The organism is Bacillus sp. EB106-04-02-XG92, assembly GCF_058791995.1.
Genome location: NZ_JBYTEA010000014.1, coordinates 38,909 through 60,620, shown reverse-complemented (window position 1 = coordinate 60,620; position 21,712 = coordinate 38,909). Strand labels below are relative to the sequence as shown.

Annotated in this window: 22 protein-coding genes and 2 pseudogenes; 20 read left to right on the top strand and 4 right to left on the bottom strand. The window is 35.0% G+C overall.

From position 1 onward, the window contains the following. Positions 1 to 120 precede the first annotated feature (120 nt). The 5 genes and pseudogenes from AC3WVA_RS24885 to AC3WVA_RS24865 all read left to right on the top strand — a co-directional run bounded on the left by AC3WVA_RS24885 (position 121) and on the right by AC3WVA_RS24865 (position 2,239). Entirely contained in the window at positions 121 to 606 is a 486-nt protein-coding gene (locus AC3WVA_RS24885; RefSeq protein WP_086423278.1) for a hypothetical protein, read from the top strand. 4 nt (positions 607 to 610) lie between these two features. Then, positions 611 to 768 (top strand): annotated as a pseudogene (locus tag AC3WVA_RS24880) (SecY-interacting protein Syd); the annotation flags it as partial. Positions 769 to 821: 53 nt separating this feature from the next. Beyond that, positions 822 to 1,211: an immunity 22 family protein gene (locus AC3WVA_RS24875; RefSeq protein WP_098521299.1), complete on the top strand. Its 390-nt coding sequence runs from the start codon at positions 822 to 824 to the stop codon at positions 1,209 to 1,211. A gap of 65 nt (positions 1,212 to 1,276) precedes the next feature. Continuing rightward, positions 1,277 to 1,705, top strand: coding sequence for an SMI1/KNR4 family protein (locus AC3WVA_RS24870; protein WP_044584642.1), 429 nt, complete (start codon positions 1,277 to 1,279; stop codon positions 1,703 to 1,705). Between the two features lie 66 nt (positions 1,706 to 1,771). Then, a complete protein-coding gene (locus AC3WVA_RS24865) occupies positions 1,772 to 2,239 on the top strand; it encodes a DUF6985 domain-containing protein (protein ID WP_044584641.1) in 468 nt (155 codons plus the stop codon). 88 nt (positions 2,240 to 2,327) lie between these two features. On the opposite strand, the gene AC3WVA_RS24860 is transcribed toward AC3WVA_RS24865, so the two are convergent. Continuing rightward, entirely contained in the window at positions 2,328 to 3,035 is a 708-nt protein-coding gene (locus tag AC3WVA_RS24860) for a DNA alkylation repair protein (protein ID WP_098521298.1), read from the bottom strand. A 224-nt stretch (positions 3,036 to 3,259) separates the two neighbouring features. Here AC3WVA_RS24860 and AC3WVA_RS24855 point away from each other — a divergent pair, with 224 nt between their 5' ends. The 3 genes from AC3WVA_RS24855 (at position 3,260) to AC3WVA_RS24845 (ending at position 4,814) form a co-directional block, all read left to right on the top strand. Next, positions 3,260 to 3,748 carry an antitoxin YezG family protein gene (locus AC3WVA_RS24855; protein WP_098521297.1) on the top strand — a complete coding sequence of 163 codons (489 nt, stop codon included), beginning with the start codon at positions 3,260 to 3,262 and terminating at the stop codon, positions 3,746 to 3,748. A gap of 103 nt (positions 3,749 to 3,851) precedes the next feature. Further along, positions 3,852 to 4,226: an immunity 22 family protein gene (locus AC3WVA_RS24850; RefSeq protein WP_098521296.1), complete on the top strand. Its 375-nt coding sequence runs from the start codon at positions 3,852 to 3,854 to the stop codon at positions 4,224 to 4,226. Positions 4,227 to 4,355: 129 nt separating this feature from the next. After that, positions 4,356 to 4,814: a hypothetical protein gene (locus tag AC3WVA_RS24845; protein ID WP_098346229.1), complete on the top strand. Its 459-nt coding sequence runs from the start codon at positions 4,356 to 4,358 to the stop codon at positions 4,812 to 4,814. A 76-nt stretch (positions 4,815 to 4,890) separates the two neighbouring features. Here AC3WVA_RS24845 and AC3WVA_RS24840 read toward each other — a convergent pair whose 3' ends face one another. Beyond that, a complete protein-coding gene (locus tag AC3WVA_RS24840; protein ID WP_098521295.1) occupies positions 4,891 to 5,334 on the bottom strand; it encodes a DUF7832 domain-containing protein in 444 nt (147 codons plus the stop codon). Between the two features lie 525 nt (positions 5,335 to 5,859). Here AC3WVA_RS24840 and AC3WVA_RS24835 point away from each other — a divergent pair. The 3 genes from AC3WVA_RS24835 (at position 5,860) to AC3WVA_RS24825 (ending at position 11,192) form a co-directional block, all read left to right on the top strand. After that, complete coding sequence (locus AC3WVA_RS24835; RefSeq protein ID WP_429603990.1) at positions 5,860 to 7,635, top strand: S-layer homology domain-containing protein; 1,776 nt, start codon at positions 5,860 to 5,862, stop codon at positions 7,633 to 7,635. A gap of 332 nt (positions 7,636 to 7,967) precedes the next feature. Further along, entirely contained in the window at positions 7,968 to 8,720 is a 753-nt protein-coding gene (locus tag AC3WVA_RS24830; RefSeq protein ID WP_429603989.1) for a DnaD domain-containing protein, read from the top strand. Between the two features lie 81 nt (positions 8,721 to 8,801). Beyond that, entirely contained in the window at positions 8,802 to 11,192 is a 2,391-nt protein-coding gene (locus tag AC3WVA_RS24825; protein WP_098881224.1) for a penicillin acylase family protein, read from the top strand. A 289-nt stretch (positions 11,193 to 11,481) separates the two neighbouring features. Here AC3WVA_RS24825 and AC3WVA_RS24820 read toward each other — a convergent pair whose 3' ends face one another. Next, the gene (locus AC3WVA_RS24820) at positions 11,482 to 11,841 is read right to left on the bottom strand and encodes a DUF4878 domain-containing protein (RefSeq protein ID WP_098346225.1); all 360 of its coding nucleotides are present in this window, start codon (positions 11,839 to 11,841) and stop codon (positions 11,482 to 11,484) included. A gap of 313 nt (positions 11,842 to 12,154) precedes the next feature. On the opposite strand from AC3WVA_RS24820, the gene AC3WVA_RS24815 reads away from it, so the two are divergent. The 9 genes and pseudogenes from AC3WVA_RS24815 to AC3WVA_RS24775 all read left to right on the top strand — a co-directional run. Continuing rightward, the gene (locus AC3WVA_RS24815) at positions 12,155 to 12,982 is read left to right on the top strand and encodes a helix-turn-helix transcriptional regulator (RefSeq protein WP_098320631.1); all 828 of its coding nucleotides are present in this window, start codon (positions 12,155 to 12,157) and stop codon (positions 12,980 to 12,982) included. A 293-nt stretch (positions 12,983 to 13,275) separates the two neighbouring features. Continuing rightward, complete coding sequence (locus AC3WVA_RS24810; protein ID WP_000997182.1) at positions 13,276 to 13,515, top strand: cupin domain-containing protein; 240 nt, start codon at positions 13,276 to 13,278, stop codon at positions 13,513 to 13,515. Positions 13,516 to 13,716: 201 nt separating this feature from the next. After that, positions 13,717 to 14,784: a glycoside hydrolase family 113 gene (locus AC3WVA_RS24805; protein ID WP_341013444.1), complete on the top strand. Its 1,068-nt coding sequence runs from the start codon at positions 13,717 to 13,719 to the stop codon at positions 14,782 to 14,784. Between the two features lie 89 nt (positions 14,785 to 14,873). Further along, positions 14,874 to 15,065 carry a DUF378 domain-containing protein gene (locus AC3WVA_RS24800; RefSeq protein WP_000670803.1) on the top strand — a complete coding sequence of 64 codons (192 nt, stop codon included), beginning with the start codon at positions 14,874 to 14,876 and terminating at the stop codon, positions 15,063 to 15,065. Between the two features lie 210 nt (positions 15,066 to 15,275). Then, positions 15,276 to 16,358, top strand: coding sequence for a 3-phosphoserine/phosphohydroxythreonine transaminase (gene serC / locus AC3WVA_RS24795; RefSeq protein WP_098521321.1), 1,083 nt, complete (start codon positions 15,276 to 15,278; stop codon positions 16,356 to 16,358). A 12-nt stretch (positions 16,359 to 16,370) separates the two neighbouring features. After that, the gene (locus AC3WVA_RS24790; protein ID WP_098346222.1) at positions 16,371 to 17,543 is read left to right on the top strand and encodes a 3-phosphoglycerate dehydrogenase family protein; all 1,173 of its coding nucleotides are present in this window, start codon (positions 16,371 to 16,373) and stop codon (positions 17,541 to 17,543) included. Positions 17,544 to 17,556: 13 nt separating this feature from the next. Beyond that, the gene (locus tag AC3WVA_RS24785; RefSeq protein ID WP_098881227.1) at positions 17,557 to 18,804 is read left to right on the top strand and encodes a DUF1015 domain-containing protein; all 1,248 of its coding nucleotides are present in this window, start codon (positions 17,557 to 17,559) and stop codon (positions 18,802 to 18,804) included. Positions 18,805 to 18,947: 143 nt separating this feature from the next. Beyond that, complete coding sequence (locus tag AC3WVA_RS24780) at positions 18,948 to 19,457, top strand: DUF4303 domain-containing protein (protein WP_098521291.1); 510 nt, start codon at positions 18,948 to 18,950, stop codon at positions 19,455 to 19,457. 72 nt (positions 19,458 to 19,529) lie between these two features. Further along, positions 19,530 to 19,649 (top strand): annotated as a pseudogene (locus AC3WVA_RS24775) (enoyl-CoA hydratase); the annotation flags it as partial. 672 nt (positions 19,650 to 20,321) lie between these two features. On the opposite strand, the gene AC3WVA_RS24770 reads toward AC3WVA_RS24775, so the two are convergent. Beyond that, positions 20,322 to 21,617 (bottom strand): APC family permease, encoded by a 1,296-nt coding sequence (locus tag AC3WVA_RS24770; protein WP_000193977.1) that lies wholly within the window; start codon positions 21,615 to 21,617, stop codon positions 20,322 to 20,324. Between the last annotated feature and the right edge of the window lie 95 nt (positions 21,618 to 21,712).

Genomic DNA, 21,712 nt, shown 5'->3' with positions numbered 1-21,712 from the left:
GCTAAACTCGTTAACAAACAAGGAGAAGTCATTCGAGAGTTAAATGGTACAGAAGAAGACTTAAAAGAAATAAGAAAAACGGGTATTGAAATTCGTTTAGTTGAAGAGAACTCATATGAGATGGTAGCAACCGATGAACAACTAGAAAAATTAGCAAGAGTCGAAGCGGAAATCGAAGCAGAAATTAAGGCATGGGAAGACGCTTTAAATGAGAGTTTGGATGAACGCGAAGAAAGAGAAGCAAGACAAAAGGAATTAAAAGCAAAGAATAAATGGAGTACAAAGAAGAAAGTGACCGTATTTGGACTGATATTCTTTGTATTTATTGGATTATCTATTATCGAAGGGTATCAGAATAGTAAACTAGTTGAAGAAGGTACATCATTACATGCAGAAATTGTAGGTAGGCATGTAGAGGAGGAATTCATATTTACACACCCAACATTAGTAGTTGAGGTAGACGGTAAAAAGCATAATGTATGGGTAAGTGAAGAGACATATAACGGAGCAGAGTGGTTAGGTAGACTAAAAGTCATCAAAACAAAAGATGGTAAAGTGGAGAAAGACCCTAGATATGAGGATGAAGACTTAATCACGAGTTATTAAGGGACTAGATAAGATTCCTATAGGGATAAAAGGAAATGGTTCACTAGTTGTTTTAAATAATGTAAGTGGAAAGAACGAATTCGAGGATTTCGAACGTGGTTGTTTATAGAGGTTTCGAACAGTTTAAATGAGTTGATTTCTAGTTTGAGATTACAAAAATAGTAAAGTAAAGAATGTTTATATGAATTATAGACCGGCTAGAGGGGCGTGGAAAAGTGGAATATAGTGGAATGGCTTCAGTTTGGTTTGGAATTTCTAGATCACTCCAAAATCTTGAGGAGTATGTCGATATAGATTACACGATAGATGGTGATTCAGTTCATTCAAAGTTTGGGATGAGCTTTGAATTCGGTTATTATGATGAAGATAATATTGAATTTTATTTTTATGAGAATAATAAAAGGGACGTTGAACATATTTTAAGTGATTTTTCTTACAGTGAACGAATTACTCCTAAAATAAAAAAGCTAATAAATGGAGATAGTTTAGCGAAAGATATTAACTTTGCTATTGTTCTTTATGATTTTAAATATAATGAAGCGAAAAGAAAAGATATGTTTGATGGTTTAGAAGTGAAATTTATTGGTTCTATGTCATACAGGTAGTTTGTAGGGAGCTTACTAATTCACTTCATAAATACATGGATAAACCTTATAAAGGAGGGATACAAATGCATGCTTTGCCAAATTGCTTAGAAGAAGTTTTGGAAGAAGACATATATAAACGGGAAGATAAAGATCAGGTGAATAAAGTAATAAATAGGTTAGGTGTAGAAGTGGCTAATACATTTAGAGAGTTTTATTATCGATTTGCAGGACCTTTTTGGGAAGAGTACGTTCCTTATGAATTACTTGATATTATAGATGAAGAGAATAATATAGAATATTACACAATGATTGCGCGAAAGGAACATGGATTTCCTAATAAGTATTTAGTTTTAACGGAAATGACAGCAAATGCTGCATTGGTCCTTGATAGTGTAACTGATAAAGTTTACTCAGTAAATTTTGAAGGTGGAGATGCATTACTTTTAAATGGAGAATTAAAGGAGAGTTGGCCAACGTTTTATATGTTTTTGAAAGAATATTTCAAATGTTAAGTGTTGATGGGAGTTAACAATAAACAGGGACACCTTAGTAATAAGTGCGAGAGGAGTGACGGATAAATGAGAGTGAACGATTCAGTTTTTGGAGAGATTGAATATAATTATGCTTGGGGTAAGCGTATGCCTATAACTTTTATAGGCAATGTCACTGAGATTGATTTGATGATAGATGGTGAAGAAGATGAGATGTTTGATGAAGGGCAGTATGTAGCGTATCAATCATTAATAAAAAATTGGGAAGAGGTACAAATAAGTTTACTACAGTCTATATTAGACTATTACAAACAAAGGCGATGTGAATTGGGATATGATATTGGAGTGCAAGAAAATTATCCATTAGTTGAAACAACTGATCAAATACTAGAGATGATCGGTTTAGAGGGTATTGTTGTTCCGTATGCAGATATTACGGAAGGACGAGAGGTTGGAATTACATTTAATTGTACGTGGGATATAGAAAATGGTGTAGGAGTTCGATTATTAAATGAAAAGGTAATGGAAGTAGGTTATCAGGATATTATTTTTTAATATAAGTTAAAAGTAAATGAGGGGATATATAACCTGAATGAAAAAGGGATCAATCTTTATCAGATTGACACCCTAATACGAATCTTTTTTAACACCTTACATATTTACGCTTAAAACCAAGTCTTCCTCTATCAAGTTCTTTCTGAATACTCTCTGAAGCATGTAGCAAACTGCTTTTTTTATTATCACGTTTCACTTCAACTATACCAACTTCTTTTGCAGTTTCGACTGCTTTTTCATGTAGTGGTACATATGAAATTGCCACGGTGTTTAGGAAATTATTCATAGCGGATTTTGTTCGTTCTGGAGAATGATGAATTGTATCTTTCACCATTTCAAGCATATCGGAAATTTTACTTTCGGAAAATTCATTGTCTTTGCGATTTCCTAAAAGCCAACAGTAGCAACTCCACCCGGCAGACATTTTAAGCTCGTCCCCACTTGCAATCCATTTATCAGCAACGTCTTGTGCAATATTTGATTCTGATAAAGTGACTGCCACCACATAATCAGACAACATATAGAAATACGCTCCGTCTATCCAGCGATCAAAATCAGACTCACTCATAGCTTTCGGATCGGCAATAATGCCTGCAAAGTACATAGCATCGTAATTGCCTGTCGCATAAAGTTCTTCAGCTAACTCTTGGTTTAATTTTATTTTTTTGGCGATTGGTTTCATAGCACCTGTAGCTACGCCAAAAACTGGCTCATGGGCACCGTTAGATATGTATATTTTTTTCGTACGTTCCTTACCTAGATCTTCAAGTTCTTGCATAACTGTTTTAACATCCATAGTTGTGCACTTCCTTCCTTCATGTAAGAGCCTTTTTAAGTCTTTCATATTTCTTATGTTAATACTAATTGTATTCAAGAGGTATGTCTACTTTCTAAAGGCATCGAAACTTGGTTTGATTTTTGGATGAACTACATTACACTTTATAGTAAAGAAAGAGCTAATTAAAAGAATGGTATAATATAGAAAAAATAAGTGGTGAAAATTAAATAGGGGGAATTCAATTGGAAATAAAATTGAATCGATTATATAGAGAGATAGCGGAAACGGTTCATGCCATGATTCCAGAAGAATGGGAGAAATTTTATTTTTATGCACAAATATCAGAAGATGGAGGGGGAACTTACTTTTTCTATAACAACTTCAGAAATAAAGAAAATTATAAGTATAGTGTAGAAATTCCTTTTAAATACGAAGTTGATGAAGAGGAGTTTGAAAGGAAAGAAGATTTTTTATATAAATTGAGTAAGGGATTAAGAAATGTTTTCAAAGATAATCAGCAAGAGCTTTGGTACTCTTTTACAATGTCTCTGGAACATAGTGGGGAATTTAACATGCATTTCGATTATACAAATTGGTTCGATACAGAATATAGTTTTAGTGATCAGATGATTATTTGGAAACATAAATACTTAGGTGAAGTACCAATTGATGAAAATGATAAAGAGCTAATTAATAAGTATGATAATGAATTTCCGAATAATCCTATTTGACTGAAAGGAAAGAAGAAATAGTTTTTATAAAAATCTCGACTTTTAAAGTAATCAGTAAGTTATAAAATTGGTTCTGCAAGATAAAAAATAAAGGAGAACTACAATGGAAGTACACGGAATGGTTTCAATATGGTTCGGTAATATGCAAACGCAAGATCAGTTAGATGCATATATCGATGTTACATATGATGAAGAAGGAGACGCTATACCAGCAAGATTTTTTGTTGATTTTAATATAGATATGATTGATGTAGATGAGGATTTTATTGAAAAGGAAGTGTTAGAAGAAGCGAGCGATGACATTTCTATGTTATTAACGGGATGTTCATATGATGATAAAATACTCTCTCGAATTAAGGAAGTAGTTAAATTAAATAAATCCTATAATTCTATCGTTTTAATTTATAATTTTCAATATAACAATTCAGTAAGTAATTGTGAAGGTTTTAATTTTGTAACTGCTACAAGTTATCTATAGATACAAAAAAATTGCAGTAGAATAAAAAATACATTTGTATAGTTTTTTCAATGAATATTTAGTATGCATGTTATTCTTTAATAAATTTACAAACGGAATTTAAAGGTAAGTATGAGGAGTTGCTTAGAAATGATAAAGAAATTTACTAGAGTAGTACTAACCACGGCGATGCCAATTAGTCTTATCATGGGTTGTGGGAACGCTGAAAAAACTAAAGCACAGGAGACGAAAGCGGTACAATCTGAGAAAAAGGATTATACGGATTACTCATATGGTAGCAAAGGTACAGTAGTAAGCGGAAAAGCGAAAGAACGTCAACAATACGAGATTGGATATATGGATGACAACAAGTTAATTGGGATTGATGAAAATATTGAGGACTGTATTATTTTAGATAATAAAGATGAAGCAAGTCTCGTTTGGAAACAAATAGAGCGTGGGTCTATTATTGAAGTGCAATATGGTAAAAATCGCAACGATATCGTCGGCGTACAATTAGTAGAAGATCGTGAGCCATACGAAATTAGTGATAAGTTTGATCGAAATACGATAAACGAAATTGTTGAAAACGTTAAAGGGAATTTGTAATAGAAGCTAAAATAAAAAATATTTTACTATTAATAAAGTCGATTCCTTATTAAAATAAGAAATCGACTTGTTATAATTACTTATTTTGTAAGTTGTCTTTCCAAAAATTATAGCTATTATCAATAACTTCTTTTAATTTGAAATAGTTTTCCCAAGTATCTTTCACGTGGTAGAGAGTTTCTTCGTCTATAAAAACGTCTGAGTAATCACTTATATATTTCCATTCCTCATCATTATTAAAGTAATACATCGCGAATTGGTTGCCTTCGTCATTTAACATGTCGTCTGCCAAAACGCCATCCCAGTTCATATAAATTTCTGTGCCAGTCATTTGGCTAAGTTTAAACTGTTTAATTTCGTCTTGAGACTCGTCTTCAAATTCTTCACTACATAAATGATGTTCAATTATCCATCCTAAAAACATACCAGTATGTACAAAAGCTTGATCAATTGGTAAGTCCTCAGGAAAATCACCTTCATAATGGTACTTCGCTTTATCGTAAACAAACGTGTGTAACAATCAGTTAATCCCCTTTAACTAATGCATTATCTAATAAACTCGTACTATATTTTTATAATGTTTTTAAGCCATTCTAGCGGTGTGATTTTTAGTATATCCTATTTGCTGAATATCGTATGTATGCTTGCTTCTCTTCATTAGTATAATCCCTTTTTAGAAGTTCAGATAGAAAAAGTACACCGAAACAGGATCCAATTAATAGATACATAGTAGTTATGAAAAATTATAAAAATCCTTCTTGTTGAAGAAAATCAGTAAACGGTATCCTAATCTATTTTTGAGAAGTAGTAGTGTGTATGAGGGTAAGTGCTTTTGACGGCAATTGCAATTGGTTATAAAATAATGTCTGTTAAGGAATTTTATAGAAACTATCATTCGCCTGCTGGGGATAAAATGCAAGTATTTATAAAAGGGTGGAATAAACATAGTTTTATACATACATAGTAGATTTATAGTTTTTCACGAATGAGAAAATAAAGGGAGGTTAGGATGCTTACACGAACTGTGTAGGTATTTCATACAGTAATGAATATTAAAAAACGAGTAATCACACTATCAACAAGTTTAGTAATGTTAGGGAGCGCACCTTTAGCAATATCAGCAGAAGAGATAAACAAATCTCATACTGACCAGCTTAGTATTGCACAAGGGGAACGTGGAACAAGCGGATTAAGTTATTCGAATTTTAATCTAGAAACTCCAGATCACATACAAATTAATGAAGCAGAAGTATCAGAGAATGAAAAAATACTTCTAGAAGAATATAAGCATAAACATGATGAAACAGAAGAGTTACATAAAATGAAAGAAGCGAAAACAGGTCAAGTAGCGGAAGATGAAGCGATTTCAAATATTGAAAAGGCATTTGAACATGTAGACGGTCGAAATGATGGTTCTACTCGCGAAATGAAGCCAGTTGAAAAGCCAAGAGCTGTTCAATATAGTGCAGCGATGACGACAAAGAAATATGGAACACTTGCAGGTGTCCCGTTTGTAGAGTGGATTGTTCCAGCAGGAAACCCTGATATTCGCCCGGCTAATCCGATGAAAGCACGTTATATTACAATTCATGAGACAGCAAATACAGCTCGTGGTGCGAATGCTGAAAATCATGCGAAATATTTGTATAAACAAGCAACGGAAGGTACGTTCCGAACAGCATCATGGCATTTTACAGTGGACGATAAACAAATCTATCAGCACTTACCAACAAATGAAAACGGTTGGCATGCAGGAGATGGTGATGGATCAGGAAACAGAGAGTCTATCGGTATTGAAATTTCAGTTAACCAAGATGGGGATTACAATAAAGCGTTAGAGAATGCAAAGAGACTTGCAGGTTACTTAATGAACAAAGAAGGAATTAGCGCGGACCATATTTATAGGCATCAACAATGGAGCGGAAAAAACTGTCCTGATATTTTAATTTCTCGTGGGAATTGGACTAGCTTCGTACAAGGTATTCAATGGTATGCAAGTGTTAACGCACAAATTGATTCGCCTTTACAAGAAAGAAACGAGCTATTTGATTCAAATGAATATAATCCAGCTGAACCTAATATGGAGCTTGTAGTGAATGGTGACGGTATAAATGTACGTAGCGGTGCAGGACTTGAACATCAAACTGTTCGTAAAGCTTCAAATGGAGACCGTTACAAAGTGTTAGCAGTTAAAAACGGTTGGTATAAAGTAGGTAATAATGAGTGGATTTTCTATAATCCAAGTTGGATTAAGATAAACTATAATGTACCAAATAAAGAAGCACAAAAACCAAAAGATGATATTACAGGTGGATGGTTTGAAGGGCATATTCGCAAGCTGAACAGCCTAGGAATTATGTACGGGGAAGGAAATGGTGTATTTGCGCCTTATCGTAATGTAACGAGAGCTGAGTTTGCGACATTAATTTCAAATGCTCTTAAACTACCAGAAGGAAATAAGACATTTGTAGACATTAACAAAGCGCATCCGTCACTTCATAGTGGGATAAAGCGTAGTGCAAGTGCAGGAATTATTAGCGGTCGTGGTGAAGGTATTTTTGACCCAAATGCACCAATCACTCGTGAAGAAGCATCAGTTATGATTGACAAGGCATTACAGTATAAAGGTGTTACAGGTAATTTAGTCGCATTACCATTTACAGATCAACATTTGATTGCATACAAACAGCCTGTTCAGCGATTATACAGCTTACAGGTAGTAACTGGTGTTGGAGATAACAAGTTTAATCCTAAAGGTACAACAACTCGTGGTGAGGCGGCTGCCTTTTTAGTGAAAATGTTAGACGCTATGCAGAAGTAAATGAATGGTATGTAAAAGTTTGTACTGATGCAAGAAAAAGTAATAAGGATGTTAAAGGAGCTATCCAAAATGAGAATTTGGAGCAGCTCCTTTTTATATTAGCCGCTATTAAGCCCCTTCCAAGCCCCTTATAAGCACCTACCAAGTAATAAATCACTAAGAAAAAACAAAACAAAAACAACTACAAGAACAAAAAAGCGCGAAAAAATAAAACCGTCGTTGTAGTAGTTAAAAAAATTTGGAATTCAAACGCAAAAAACAGGCCCTCATTCCTATATGTATATGGAAGGGTTGAAATCTGTCTTTTTATGAATACAAGGGGAGGGGAACATATGGCGGTGTACCGTAATGTGCAGGTGAACTTTTGGCAAGATGAATTCATACTAGATTTAACGCCAGAGGAGCGTTATTTTTACATATATTTGTTAACTGGTACGAAAACGAAGCAATGTGGAATTTACGTATTACCGAAGCGTGTGGCAGAACTAGAAACAGGCTACAATATGGAGACTGTTGAGAAGTTGTTAAGTAGATTTGTTGCATACGGGAAGATTTTATATGATGCGGAAACGAAAGAGTTATACATACTAAATTGGCTACGCTATAACCCTATTGTAAATACGAATATAGAGAAGTGTGTGTTACGTGAGTTAAAGACTGTAAAAAATAAAGAGTTCATACATATGTTTTTACGTACATGTCTGGAAGAAGAATGGAAGATTCCATTGTTATTGCAGCATTTTGGTATGCCGGCAGAAGAGGATAATAGTAGTTTAGAAGTAGTTGCTGAGGAGAAGGAAGAAGAGATAGAAAAGGATATTTGGCATAGTGAAGTGTATAAGTTTTACGAACAACATATAAGTAATCTATCTCCTTATATCGTGAAGGAGTTGAAAGAGTGGATACAAAAAGTTTCAGGAGAAAGAGTATTAGAGGCTCTTAAGATTGCGTTTGAACAGAATAAGCGAACATTTGTTTATGTGAAGGGGATTTTGAGGAATTGGTGTAAGATAGGACGAGTAGATTTTCTTGAAGGAAAGGAAGGCTTACATAAAAGAGAGGTATGTAGTTTGTATGATCCATAGTATGAGAAAGTATGGGTTTTCAACTTTTCTAAAAGGTTCTTCCTTAAATAGAAGCGAATAGTTTGAGAAAGGAGGGGTTATATGGAAGTCGTCATAAAGAAGAAACGAACTAGAGGTAAGAGAATTTTTATTTGGTCTAGTAGTATCGTCCTTTTGTTAGTTATTTGTATAGCGATTTTTTTGAACATATATACGCTTAGGTCTGTACCAAAGATAGATGGAACGATAAAACTAGAGGACCTGCAACGTGCTGTTATGGTGAAGCGGGATAGTAAAGGGGTACCGCATATTAAAGCGGAAAATGCACATGATTTATATTTTTCGCAAGGGTATGTACAAGCGCAAGATCGCTTGTTTCAAATGGACTTAAGTAGAAGGCAAGCTTCTGGGATGTTAAGTGAAGTTGTAGGGGAAGCAGCTGTTGATCGAGATAAGTTGTTTCGAACGCTCGGTTTACGGCGAGCAGCCGAAGCGTCTGTTAGTCAATATGACGGGGAAGCGAAATATGCCCTGCAGTCATTTGCCGATGGGGTGAACGCTTTTATACGCGAGGCAAAAGAGGAAAAGAAATTGCCAGTTGAGTTTACTATATTGGGCTATGAACCTGCTGAATGGTCCATTGTTGATACGTTAACAATTGGAAAGTATATGGCGTTTGATTTAGGCGGACATTGGCACGGACAGGCATTTCGATATTGGGCGCTAAAAAATTTGCCGAAAGAGCAAGCAAATGAGTTATTTCCTACATATCCGAAAGATGCGCCTAGATTGCTAGCTGAACTGGAAAATACAAATGTGGACGTAGCACAAAGTTTTGCAAAAACGATTATTCCGCCAGAGTTTAATGGTAGTAATAACTGGGTTATAAGCGGTGAGAAGAGTGCGTCTGGTAAGCCGATTTTAGCGGATGATCCTCATCTATCTCTTGCGACGCCTTCAATTTGGTATCAGTCGAAACTTGAAATGAAAGATTTGAATGTGAGTGGCGTTATTTTCGCTGGCGTACCAGGCGTTATATTAGGACACAATGACAAAATAGCATGGGGCGTTACGAATACAGGTCCTGATGTGCAAGATTTATATATTGAGAAGCGAAATCCTAATAATGAAAATGAATTTTTGTATAAAGATAAGTGGGAAAAAGCTACAGTTGTTGATGAATCTATTAAAGTAAAAGGCGGGAAAACAATTCCATATAATGTGACGGTTACGAGACATGGTCCAGTTATTTCAGAGTTTGCGGATAAGGGGAAAGAGAAAACGAAAACAGTATTCGCTTTGAAATGGACTGCTTTGGAGCCTTCTGCTGAATTAAAGGCTGTATTAAATATGAATAAAGCGAAAGATTGGAATGAGTTTGAAACGGCACTTCAAGACTTTCATACACCAACTCAAAACTTTGTATTTGCATCAAATGACGGCACAATTGCTTATAAAGCGAATGGAAATATACCAGTGCGTAAAAAAGGTGATGGTAGTCTGCCGGTGCCAGGATGGACTGACGAATATGAATGGGAAGGGTATATCCCGTTTGATCAGCTACCAAAAGTAATCAATCCAAAACAAGGGTTTATTTCAACTGCGAATAATAAAATTGTGGATGATCATTATCCGTACCATATTAGTAATACGTGGGCACAACCATATAGACAAATGCGTATTCAAGAGTTTTTACAAGAGAAGGAAAAGTATACGGTGAAAGATTTAGAAGAGTTACAGATGGACCAAAAAAACTTATATGGGAAAGAGTTTGCTCCTATATTGTTAAAAGAGTTAAATAAAGCATCCTTAAATGAAGTAGAGAAAGAAGGCGTAAAGCAATTAACGAAGTGGAATTTTTACGATAGTAAAGATGAAGCAGCACCATTACTATTCCATTTGTTAATGAAAGAGATTTCGAATACGTTATTTTTAAAAGAAATACCGAAAGATGTGATGGAGTTATTTGAAGGGAAGTCACAAGTTGTTGATGAATTGATTCGAAAAGAAGTAGCGGGAGAAAATAGCGCTTGGTTTACGAAGTACGGAGGCTTCACAAAAGTTGTGCATACATCGTATGAAAATGTAATGAAGAAATTGCAGAAGGAATATGGACCGAATGTTGCGGAGTGGAAGTGGGGCGATTACCATCAACTTGCTTTTACACATCCAATTTCAAAATCATCTAGTATGTTAGCGTTACTTGCATTTAATCGCGAAAAACCAGTTCCAATTGGCGGCAGCCAAGTTACCGTTCAAGCAGCGAGTTACGGAGAAAATGGTATTGTCAATCACGGAGCGTCTTGGCGATTCGTGATTGATACGAAAGATATGTCAAATGGTTATCATATCGTAGGGCCAGGACAATCAGGACATTTTAGAAGTGATTGGTATCATGATCAAATCGATGATTGGGTAAATGGAACGTATCATACGACTACATTGAATACGGATGGGATAGAGGGGAAGGTGTTAAATTTAGAGCCGAAGTGATAGGGTGTTTTTGTTTGTGGAGGGGGCTAGTAATAATCTTTTTGATAATGAAAGCTTATCATTTAGAACATAACCCAGTTCTTAAATAATTTTAACAGCCAGCCTACTATCATTTAATTTAATAGTAGTCTGTTTCCATATTCGAAATCGTTGTCTACATAGAATGTTTTGGAATAAATGAAGCAAAGCCAATGATGTTTAACATTGTGCAAGAATTAGATATCTACGTGATTTTGAAGAAGAAGATTGAGGGAACTAAAAAAACGGTCTAGAATTCTAGACCGTTTTTTTATGATTTACTAATTTTCCAACCATCATCCGTTTTCTCAAGTTCAATTACGATTACTTTTTTAGGATTACCTTTATATGCAGCATCAACAGTTACTGTAGCAATTTCATTTTTCTCTTCGACTTTTCGAATTTTATAGCTTTTAAGATCCTTGCTAACCGATCTCATTAGGTCTGCATTTCCGCCCACAAAAGCAACGATTTTCTTCGCTTCAGGAGTGAATAACTCGCCAAAATCTTTAACATTTCCTTCTTTTGCATCTTCGAAATACGCTGTAGCAACTTCTTCAGGATTACGATTATTTCCACATGATGCAAGTGCTGTAACTAATAAAGCTATTACAACTATTAACATGATCATTCCAGTTTTGAGGGGAATTAGTTAACAAAGACCAGGTATTATTTGCAACAGAACTGTCCCTCTGTACCACTTGTTTCGTCATTTTTCTAGGCCATCCAACTTGACAAATGTTTTTTTATCAAACTACAATGAAAATCATTATCAATAATATAGGGGGATACTTTTGTCAATAAATGAAAAACAATATATTTATAGGTTAATAACCAGATCTTGTTAAGTCGTATGGACTATTTTTAGTTTAGTGTTGCCCAGAATGTACACAAATTAATCTCGCGAATTACAAGAAAACTATTATTGAAATGAGGCTTGCATTGTGAAGTTGGACGTGAATGAGTTAGCAGAGTATCTTGCCAATAATCCTTTCCGAGTAGAAGGAGTATATCGTTATGCTAAAAATCCAGGTGTGCCTTGTGCTGAGTCTACAGATTCTTTCCCAGGATTTGTATTTCCACTTACAGGGAAGACGCAATTTCAATTTAATGGTACGCCGTATACCCTTTCTCCAGGAAAAGTTATACATGGGGGTGCAAAAATGAAATTAGCCCATAAAATGCTTGGTGAAATAAACTGGGAATATATTCTTGTTTTATATAGGATAAGCAATTCAGAACGAGAAGACTCTGGCTTTACTCATCAGCATTTTGAATTATTAACAGGACAATCTCCTCGTCTTGTCGAATTACTTATGCGTCTCTGGGATCTGTATAATCAGCGTGGAGGCATTTCGATGTTTCAGACCGAAATGCTGTTTCGCGAAGCGTTGAATGAAGCTTTATTAAGTGTTGTTAATAGAGAAAACAACTATGAGTCGCATACTTTATTCGAACGAATATCTAGTTACGTTCGCAAATACTATTATAAAGATATCACAATACATATGCTTACAGAACAAAATAATGTTAATCGAAATCGTCTTTCTTACGTGTTTAGAAAGCATGCAGGTATAGGGCCAGCAGAATATTTATTGAACTATCGTATAAAGATGGCTCAAAAAATGTTATGTACAAGTGATGTGCCTGTACAACAAATTGCGCAGGCTGTTGGAATCCCAGACCCTTTTTATTTTAGTAGAGTTTTCAAGAAGCGAGTTGGCATTTCGCCTACTAAATATCGCGAGAAGTTCATCAATAATCCATACTAATGTCAACAGGGGTCCATTCTTATTTGAAAATCACTGTTCTATACTTATGGAGAGTTAAAGGAAACATTGGATTGAAAGAACTTTCATTGAAATTACTCCTTTGTACTATCTGAATGAAAAGTTCTGGCCTGAGCATTTTCTTTTTAAGCTTAATGACGACTTTTTTACTTAGATTACTGTAATCTAGTGGAAGTTAAAAATGAGGAGGGATTATTATCCATTACCAACCTATTAAACTAAATGACGAATTATCTAAAATTGACGATTATTGGTATCCACGAGTGATTGGTGAAATGAATGATGATCAAATTCAGCTTTTTAAAGCTAATGGGGATTTCATATGGCATGAGCATCCTAATACGGATAAGCTATTTATCGTGCTTGAAGGGGAGATGTTCATCGATTTTCGTGATGGACAGGTGAAAATTTCTAAGGGCGAGATGTTTATTGTCCCGAGAGGCGTTGAGCATAAACCTTTCACTGAAAAGGAATCCCACATCATGTTGGTAGAGCCTAAAAGGGAAATGGATTGATAATCGTAAAAAGATAAAAAAGGAGCGGAAATCCGTTCCTTTTTTATTTATCTTACTATTTTTAGGAGTTTAGTATGAATAAAATGTGAATAAAGGATGAATAGCATTTTTATCAATAAAAATTTATTGGATTTTTTGTGGAATATATATGAAACGTTGTATAAAATAATCAAGAAAGCCAAAAATTATAGGGGGAAAGTTGTGAAGAAAAATAAGAGTTTAATAAGTTTTTTAGGAGTGTTTATCATGCTATTTTCTTTTTGTTTTCAAGGAAATGTACAGGCAGATGTAAATACTGTTCAATCTGGAAAAATAAAATCAGGAAACGTAACGGTATGGGAAGTTGGAAATGTAGCGAAAGTTTTAGCTGATGTAGAGCGTTTAAATTTAAATACAGTAAATGTACCAATTCAAGTAGATATTCCGAACGTGACTTCTACAAACATGGTAATGAATCAAGCGCAAAAGCAACAAGCTATTATTTTAATTCAAGAATTATTAAAGCGTAATATTCAAGTTATAGTGGAACCGTTCCCGTATATTCAGCAGGGGAATGTTGGAGAGACAGAATGGAACCCAAGTAACATTAATGATTTCTTCTGGAATTGGAAAACGGTTATTTTACAAGACATTTTTAATTCGATTACAAGTAAATACAATGTGTACGGGCTCAAGATTGCCTCTAATTTCGTGAATATGGAATATGCAGAAGGATATTGGAGCGATACGATTGATTTCGTCCGTCAGCAATATAAAGGAAATGTTTTGTATCAAATGAATTGGTGGTTAACTGCAAGCTTTGATCCATCTTATGAAGCGAAGTTTATAGAAAAAATAAATCGTCCATATTTAAAAAAGGTGGATATTGTTAGTATTGATAGTTGGTTTGAAGTTTCAGGAAAAAGAAATCCATCATACGAAGAAGTGAAGCAAAGTTTATTTGCCACAACAGTATATAATCGTGGACAAAATGTTGTTCAGCAACTAGAACAATTACATAATGCAACAGGAAAACCAGTTTACTTTGGCGGATTTAACGTTCCGGCGCGTGAACTAGGCTTGCAAAATCCGTGGAATCCAGATGTTTCTAATGTGTTTTCAAAAGACATACAATTAAACGGATGGCGCGCTTACCGTGATGTATTAGAACCGAAACCATATTTTAAAGGTTTTTCAATTTGGTTTATTGGATCTAATGATAGTACGCATGCGTATCAAATACATAGTAAAGAAGCAGAGGCAGTTATTAACGGCTGGTACCGAAAATAAATTTTATGAAATAGGTAAGTTTTGAATTTTACCACATATATTTCTAGTGAAAGGCCTTTCACCATCTTATCACCTAGGGGGCAATCATAATGAAATTTTTGTCTTACCTTACAGTAATTTTGGTGATTCTTGGCGGTTTGAATTGGTTATTTGTAGCGTTAGATTACAATGTAGTTGAGAAATGGTTTGGTTCTATGCCGGCGCTTGTGGACACTATTTATTGGCTCATTGGTCTTTCTGCAATTTATCAAATTTTTGATCGGTTCTTCACGGACAATTAGCAATTATATTTTATTACTAGAGTGTTAAGTACGATTATGTACTTAACACTTTTTTGTGTGGTTATAAAAAGTAGTTTACACTTGCAAGCGATTCCATTGCGTCTTGCGCCGTAATAGTGGAAAACAAATTGACCACGTATTATATTTCGGGTTATAATTCAGAAAGTTTAAAAATTAATAAAAATGAGAAATAGGGAGGTTTTCAGGGTGATGGAGAGAGTGTATAATTTTTCAGCTGGACCATCAATACTCCCTTTGCCAGTTTTAGAGAAAGTGCAAAAGGAGCTTGTAAATTATAACGGGACAGGCATGTCTATTATGGAAATGAGTCATCGATCTTCATATTTTCAAAGTATTATAGATGAAGCGAGTAACCTGCTTCGTGAATTAATGAACATTCCTAATGAATATGATGTATTGTTTTTACAAGGCGGTGCGTCATTACAATTCTCTATGATACCGTTAAATGTAATGAATACGTATAAAAAAGCAGGGTACGTATTGACTGGCTCATGGTCTAAAAAGGCGATGCAAGAAGCTGAAAAAGTAGGGGAAGTACAAGTGATTGCTTCGTCTGAACAAGCGAAGTTTACTACAATTCCTAAATTGGACGGTTTACTGAGCGATGAAAAACTAGATTATGTACATATTACAACGAATAATACAATTGAGGGGACGAAATATGTAGAAGTTCCACATTTAGATAAAGTCCCGCTCGTTGCGGATATGTCCTCAAATATTTTATCAGAACAATATGATGTTACGAAGTTTGGCCTTATATATGCGGGAGCGCAAAAGAATTTAGGGCCAGCGGGCTTAACGATTGCTATTATAAAAAGAGATTTAATTGGAGGAGCAGATCGCTCTTGTCCTACGATGTTAAACTATGAAACTTACAGTAAAAATAACTCCTTATATAATACACCGCCGTCCTTTAGTATTTACGTAACGAAACTTGTACTAGAGTGGCTGAAAGAACAGGGCGGGGTATCTGCGATTGAAGAACAGAATAGAATGAAATCTTCACTTCTTTACAATTTCTTAGATGAATCAACATTGTTTACTTCACCGGTTGATCCTACGTATCGATCACTTATGAACATTCCGTTTACAACACCGTCAGAAGATCTGAACAATGAGTTTTTACAAAAAGCGAAAGAACGCGGTCTTGTTACGCTAAAAGGACATCGCTCAGTCGGTGGTATGCGAGCTAGTATTTACAATGCGATGCCAGTACAAGGCGTACAGCAATTAGTAAATTATATGAAGGAATTTGAGCTTGAGAATAGATAGGGAGATGGGGATATGTTTCGTGTTCAAACGTTAAATCAAATTGCGGAAAAAGGTTTACAAGTTCTTAGCGGAGAGCGTTATGAAGTAGGGGAGAGAATGGATCACCCAGATGGTATTTTACTTCGCAGCTATTCTTTACATCAAGAAGATTTTTCAAAAGACTTAAAGGCGATTGCAAGAGCTGGTGCTGGTGTAAATAATATTCCTGTCGAGCGCTGTACAGAAAAAGGGATTGTCGTATTTAATACACCAGGAGCGAATGCAAATGCAGTGAAGGAACTTATTATCGCCAGCCTTATTATGTCTTCACGTAATATTATTAACGGAGTAAGCTGGACGAAAAATTTAGAGGGTGAAGAAGTACCACAGCTTGTTGAATCAGGGAAAAAACAATTCGTTGGATCAGAGATTGCAGGGAAACGTCTAGGGGTTATCGGACTTGGCGCAATTGGTGCTTTAGTTGCGAACGATGCGTTAGCTTTAGGAATGGACGTCGTCGGATATGATCCTTACATTTCAGTTGAAACTGCATGGCGTCTTTCTACACATGTACAAAGAGCATTTAGCTTAGATGAAATTTTCGCAACGTGTGATTATATTACACTTCATATTCCTCTTACGAATCAAACGAAGGGGATTATTGGTGAACACGCTGTAGAAAAGATGAAAAAAGGTATGCGTTTATTCAATTTCTCTAGAGGAGAACTTGTAGATGAAAAAGTTCTTCAAAAAGCGTTAGAAGAAGAGGTTATTGCGCATTACGTAACTGACTTCCCGAATGAAAACGTGATTAAAATGAAAAACGTAACAGCGACGCCTCACCTCGGTGCATCTACGTCTGAATCGGAAGAAAATTGTGCAGTAATGGCAGCGCGTCAATTACGTGAATATTTAGAGACAGGAAATATCCGTAATTCAGTAAACTATCCAAACGTAGAACTTCCGTATATCGGAAAGAAACGAATTACAATCATGCATCAAAACGTTCCGAACATGGTAGGACAAATTACAGGATGTTTAGCAGAGCATCATATTAATATTGCTGATATGATTAATCGTAGTAAACATTCTTGGGCGTACACAATGATTGATATTGATAACGGAATTGATGATATAATAAAAGAGAATATTGTGGAAAATATAAGCAAAATTACAGGTGTTGTAGCCGTTCGAATGATTGTGTAAAGGAGAGAGGAACTTGGCAAAAATCCGACCGTTTCGGGCCATTCGTCCAGTAGAAGAAAAAGCAGCGGAAGTGGCAGCTTTACCGTATGACGTATTAAATAGTGAAGAAGCAAGAGAGGTTGTAAAAGGGAATCCTTATTCTTTCTTACACGTTGATAAAGCAGAAATTGATTTAGACCCGGCACTTTCACCGTACGATGATCGCGTATATGAAAAAGCGGGTGAAAATTTAAGCCGATTTATACGAGAAGAAGTGTTCATTCAAGACGAAGAGCCAGCGTTATACATTTATGAATTGACGATGCAAGGAAGAGCGCAGTCAGGCCTTGTCGTTTGTACATCTATTGATGAGTATGAAGATGATACAATTAAAAAACATGAAAGAACGCGTCATGAAAAAGAATTAGATCGTATTCGCCACGTAGATGTGTGTGATGCAAATACAGGTCCTATCTTTTTAACGTATCGTACAAAAGAAGAGATAAAGCGTTTCATTGCCAGCTGGAAAGAAGAACATGCGCCAATCTATACATTTACAGCAGAAGACGGCGTTAAGCATGTTGCCTGGAAAATAGCTGATGAAGAAGTAATTACAAGTTTAGTAAACTTATTTGAAGATATTCCTAATCTTTATATTGCAGATGGGCATCACCGCTCCGCATCAGCAGCAAAAGTAGGACTCATGCGAAGAGAACAATATCCGAATTACACAGGAGAAGAAGAGTTTAATTTCTTCCTATCTGTTTTATTCCCTCATGATGAGTTATCTATTTGGGACTATAACCGAGTTGTAAAAGACTTAAACGGCTTATCAGAAGAACAGTTTTTAAAACAAATCACGCAATACTTTTATGTAGAAGAAGCGGCTGTTTCTCCGTATAAACCAAATGAGCCAAAAACATTTGGAATGTATGTAAATGAGAAGTGGTATAAGCTCACAGTGAAAGAGGAAACGTTTGATGCGAATGATCTCGTGAAAGGTTTGGATGTATCTATTCTGCAAGATCATTTATTAAGCCAAGTACTTGAAATACACGATCCGCGATCTGATTCACGCGTTGATTTTGTCGGAGGAATCCGCGGGTTAGAAGAACTAGAACGCCTTGTAAATAGCGGTGAATATAAAGCGGCGTTCTCGTTATATCCGACATCAATGGAATCCTTATTAGCAATCGCAGACGCTGGAGAAGTTATGCCGCCAAAGTCAACGTGGTTTGAACCGAAACTGCGCAGTGGGTTGTTTGTACATTCTTTAAAATAAATATAGACTTCATTAGTTTGAAAAACCGAAATGATTTTAGTTTCGGTTTTTCTTATTTTGGCTCAGTTAACGTTTCATGTTGATTTTCATGTTAAGATTGAAATATGTAACGACAGATCGCTACAAAAAACGGAGGAAATACGATGAAAATGCAACTGCAAGAACGTTTTTATGTTGAGTTGAAAAATGCAATTCGTTGTCATTATAACGAACTTATAACTAGGTGCGGTGTTGACACAATATATGGGTACGCCATATTAACAGACGATTGTGTCAGTAGCATTGGACCAGTGGCTAATAAAGAAAGACTAATCAAAGTTAATAAGTCGGACCCTTTATACAATTATTATAGATACGGAGCTGTTGAGTGGAGCGAATGGGACGATTTTGGAATGTTTGATGAAGTGAACAAATTTATTAACAAATATCATGATATCGTCGAAGAGGACTTTAACATACGAGTAAATACACTGTTGAAAGAAACGTTAAATGTGTTAATGGAACTTGAATCAGAAGGCTTGTTTGGAGACGGAGATGATAATCGATTTATTGTCATTTGTGTAACTGATTCATCGAACGAAATCATGATTGAATCAGCTCGATTGCTTAATACATTAAAGACATACGAAGAATATGCCTCAGAATTTGCATAAGAATGAATATAAGTAAAACTGCGCTCTATAAGAGGCGATTTTCATTTAATCAAAAGTCACAAATTAATAGTAACAATTCGTTGTGACGTAACCGTCGAACAATTTGAGCCTGATGAAAAAAATCGCACAAAGATTATTGCGATGTTTACATGTAGGAATCAACTTGAAAAAGAAGTTATGAAGGGGAGATAAGGCTAGGTAGCATAAAATATATCACTATATGCGGAGTGGTTAATGCAAACATGTGGGTTCATTGGTTTTAAATGATGAATTTGCAGTGGTAGCGGTAGTGGAGGGGAAAGAATATGTTGAGTATAAAGATAAAAAGGTATTTTTGCTTTGTTGTTTTTCAAAAATAACGGATAAAATTTTCGTATTCACGAACTTAGTGCATAATGATTGTTGGATAAATCGGAATACCACGTTCCTTTAGAATTTCAGACATATTATCTTTCTCAAACCACTTTTCTTTAACATATCTCATTTATTATGCTCCTTAGTTGGTTTTTCGGAGTTTATTATAGTTTAAAAAAGCTGCACGAGAACCTATATTTATACTGTTAAAATACACAACAATAAGGATAAAACCTACTTTGTAATTGCAAATGAAACTTATGTATATGTGAAGTAAGGTGAAAGAGGGTCTGCACATAATCAATCACCCTTTTTTATAACGTTTCTTTGCAGAGGTACGTTATAAAAAAGGGTTGTTAATTGAAAGATGAAAAATAACTTCTATTAATCATTCATATTTTATGAAATTACATTGATCTAATTATAAGTCAGTTGAAACTGTACTTATTCCAACCTGGATAGTGCTAATAACAGTATATAATCTGTGGTATTAGTTTATAGGAGTAGAAACTAATTTTCATTTGATGTATTTATTTGATGATTGGTTATAGTACTATACTTCTTATTCATAACTATATAAATCCAACCAATAACTGATAAGATAACTGGATAGAAAATAGCCCAACCACTAAATGAGTATACAATAATACATATAATTAGAGATAGGAAGGCCATCCACCAACCTATATCACGCACTTTTAATAATTTAAGAGCAGCAAGCATTGTAAAAATATATGAAGTAATAAATATTACACTAGGACCTTTAAGAAGCATTTCTAAATTTGGTCGTGCCATACCATAAAAAATTAAAATACAACTAAAAATGCCTCCTAGAACTAGTAATACCCTAGTTGGAGTTTGAAATTGAGAGTGTAACTTAGCAAAGAAGGAAGGGAAATGTCCTTCTCTAGCTTGAGCATAAATCATTCTTGAAAAACCTGCAATGTTAGCATGTACAGCACTAAACGATATGAAAATTGCTAAGATAGTTGTTATATAGGTACCTATCGGTCCTAATCCTTTTGATATTAGAATACTAAGGGAAGCTATCTGATCTTTATCACCATATGAGTGGGTCCCTATTGTTACAAAAGATATTGCAATGTACATAATGGAGATACAAATTGCTCCTAAAAATAAACTAATCGAAATATCTTTAGCGGGCCTTTTAAATTCTTCAGCTAATGGGGTTATCATTTCCCACCCTACAAAGGAGAAAAAGATAATTACAGAAGAAGCGCCAACGGAAGACCACCCGTTTGGTACAAATGGTGTAAAAGAACTTAATTTTACATATGGTATAGAAACGATAACAGCGACAACTATTAAAAGTGAAATAATACAAATTACAAACACACTAACTTTTGATGATAGCTCGATTCCTTTTATATGTAAGAGTAAAGAGGTAATTAAAATTAATGCTGCAATTCCTATAACACTAAGATTGCTTATTGGAAAAACATATCCAATATAATGGGCACCTGTTAAAGCAATAATAGGAACTCCAATAGGAATAGATCCTAACATAATCCAGCCTAGAATGGCACTTGTATTTGCATTAAATGCCATTTGAACATAAGCTGTAATTCCTCCAGCACTAGGAATCATTTTAGCGAGACGCGCTAGAGTCGCTACAATAGGAAAAGCTAATATAGACATGATAACCCAAGATAAAATTGAAGCTGGTCCAGCGCTATTTGCAGTAATTGAAGGTAAAATAAGGATTCCACACCCTAACACAGCTCCTATGGTTAATGCGGTCCCCTGTACCCAAGTAATTGAGCGTTTCAATGATTGTTGTGTCAAGATACTCAGCCTCTCTTTCATTAATTGATATTAATTATATAAAGTTTTAAAAAAGGATAACATGCTATAATTTATGTATTAATTATAATTTTCTT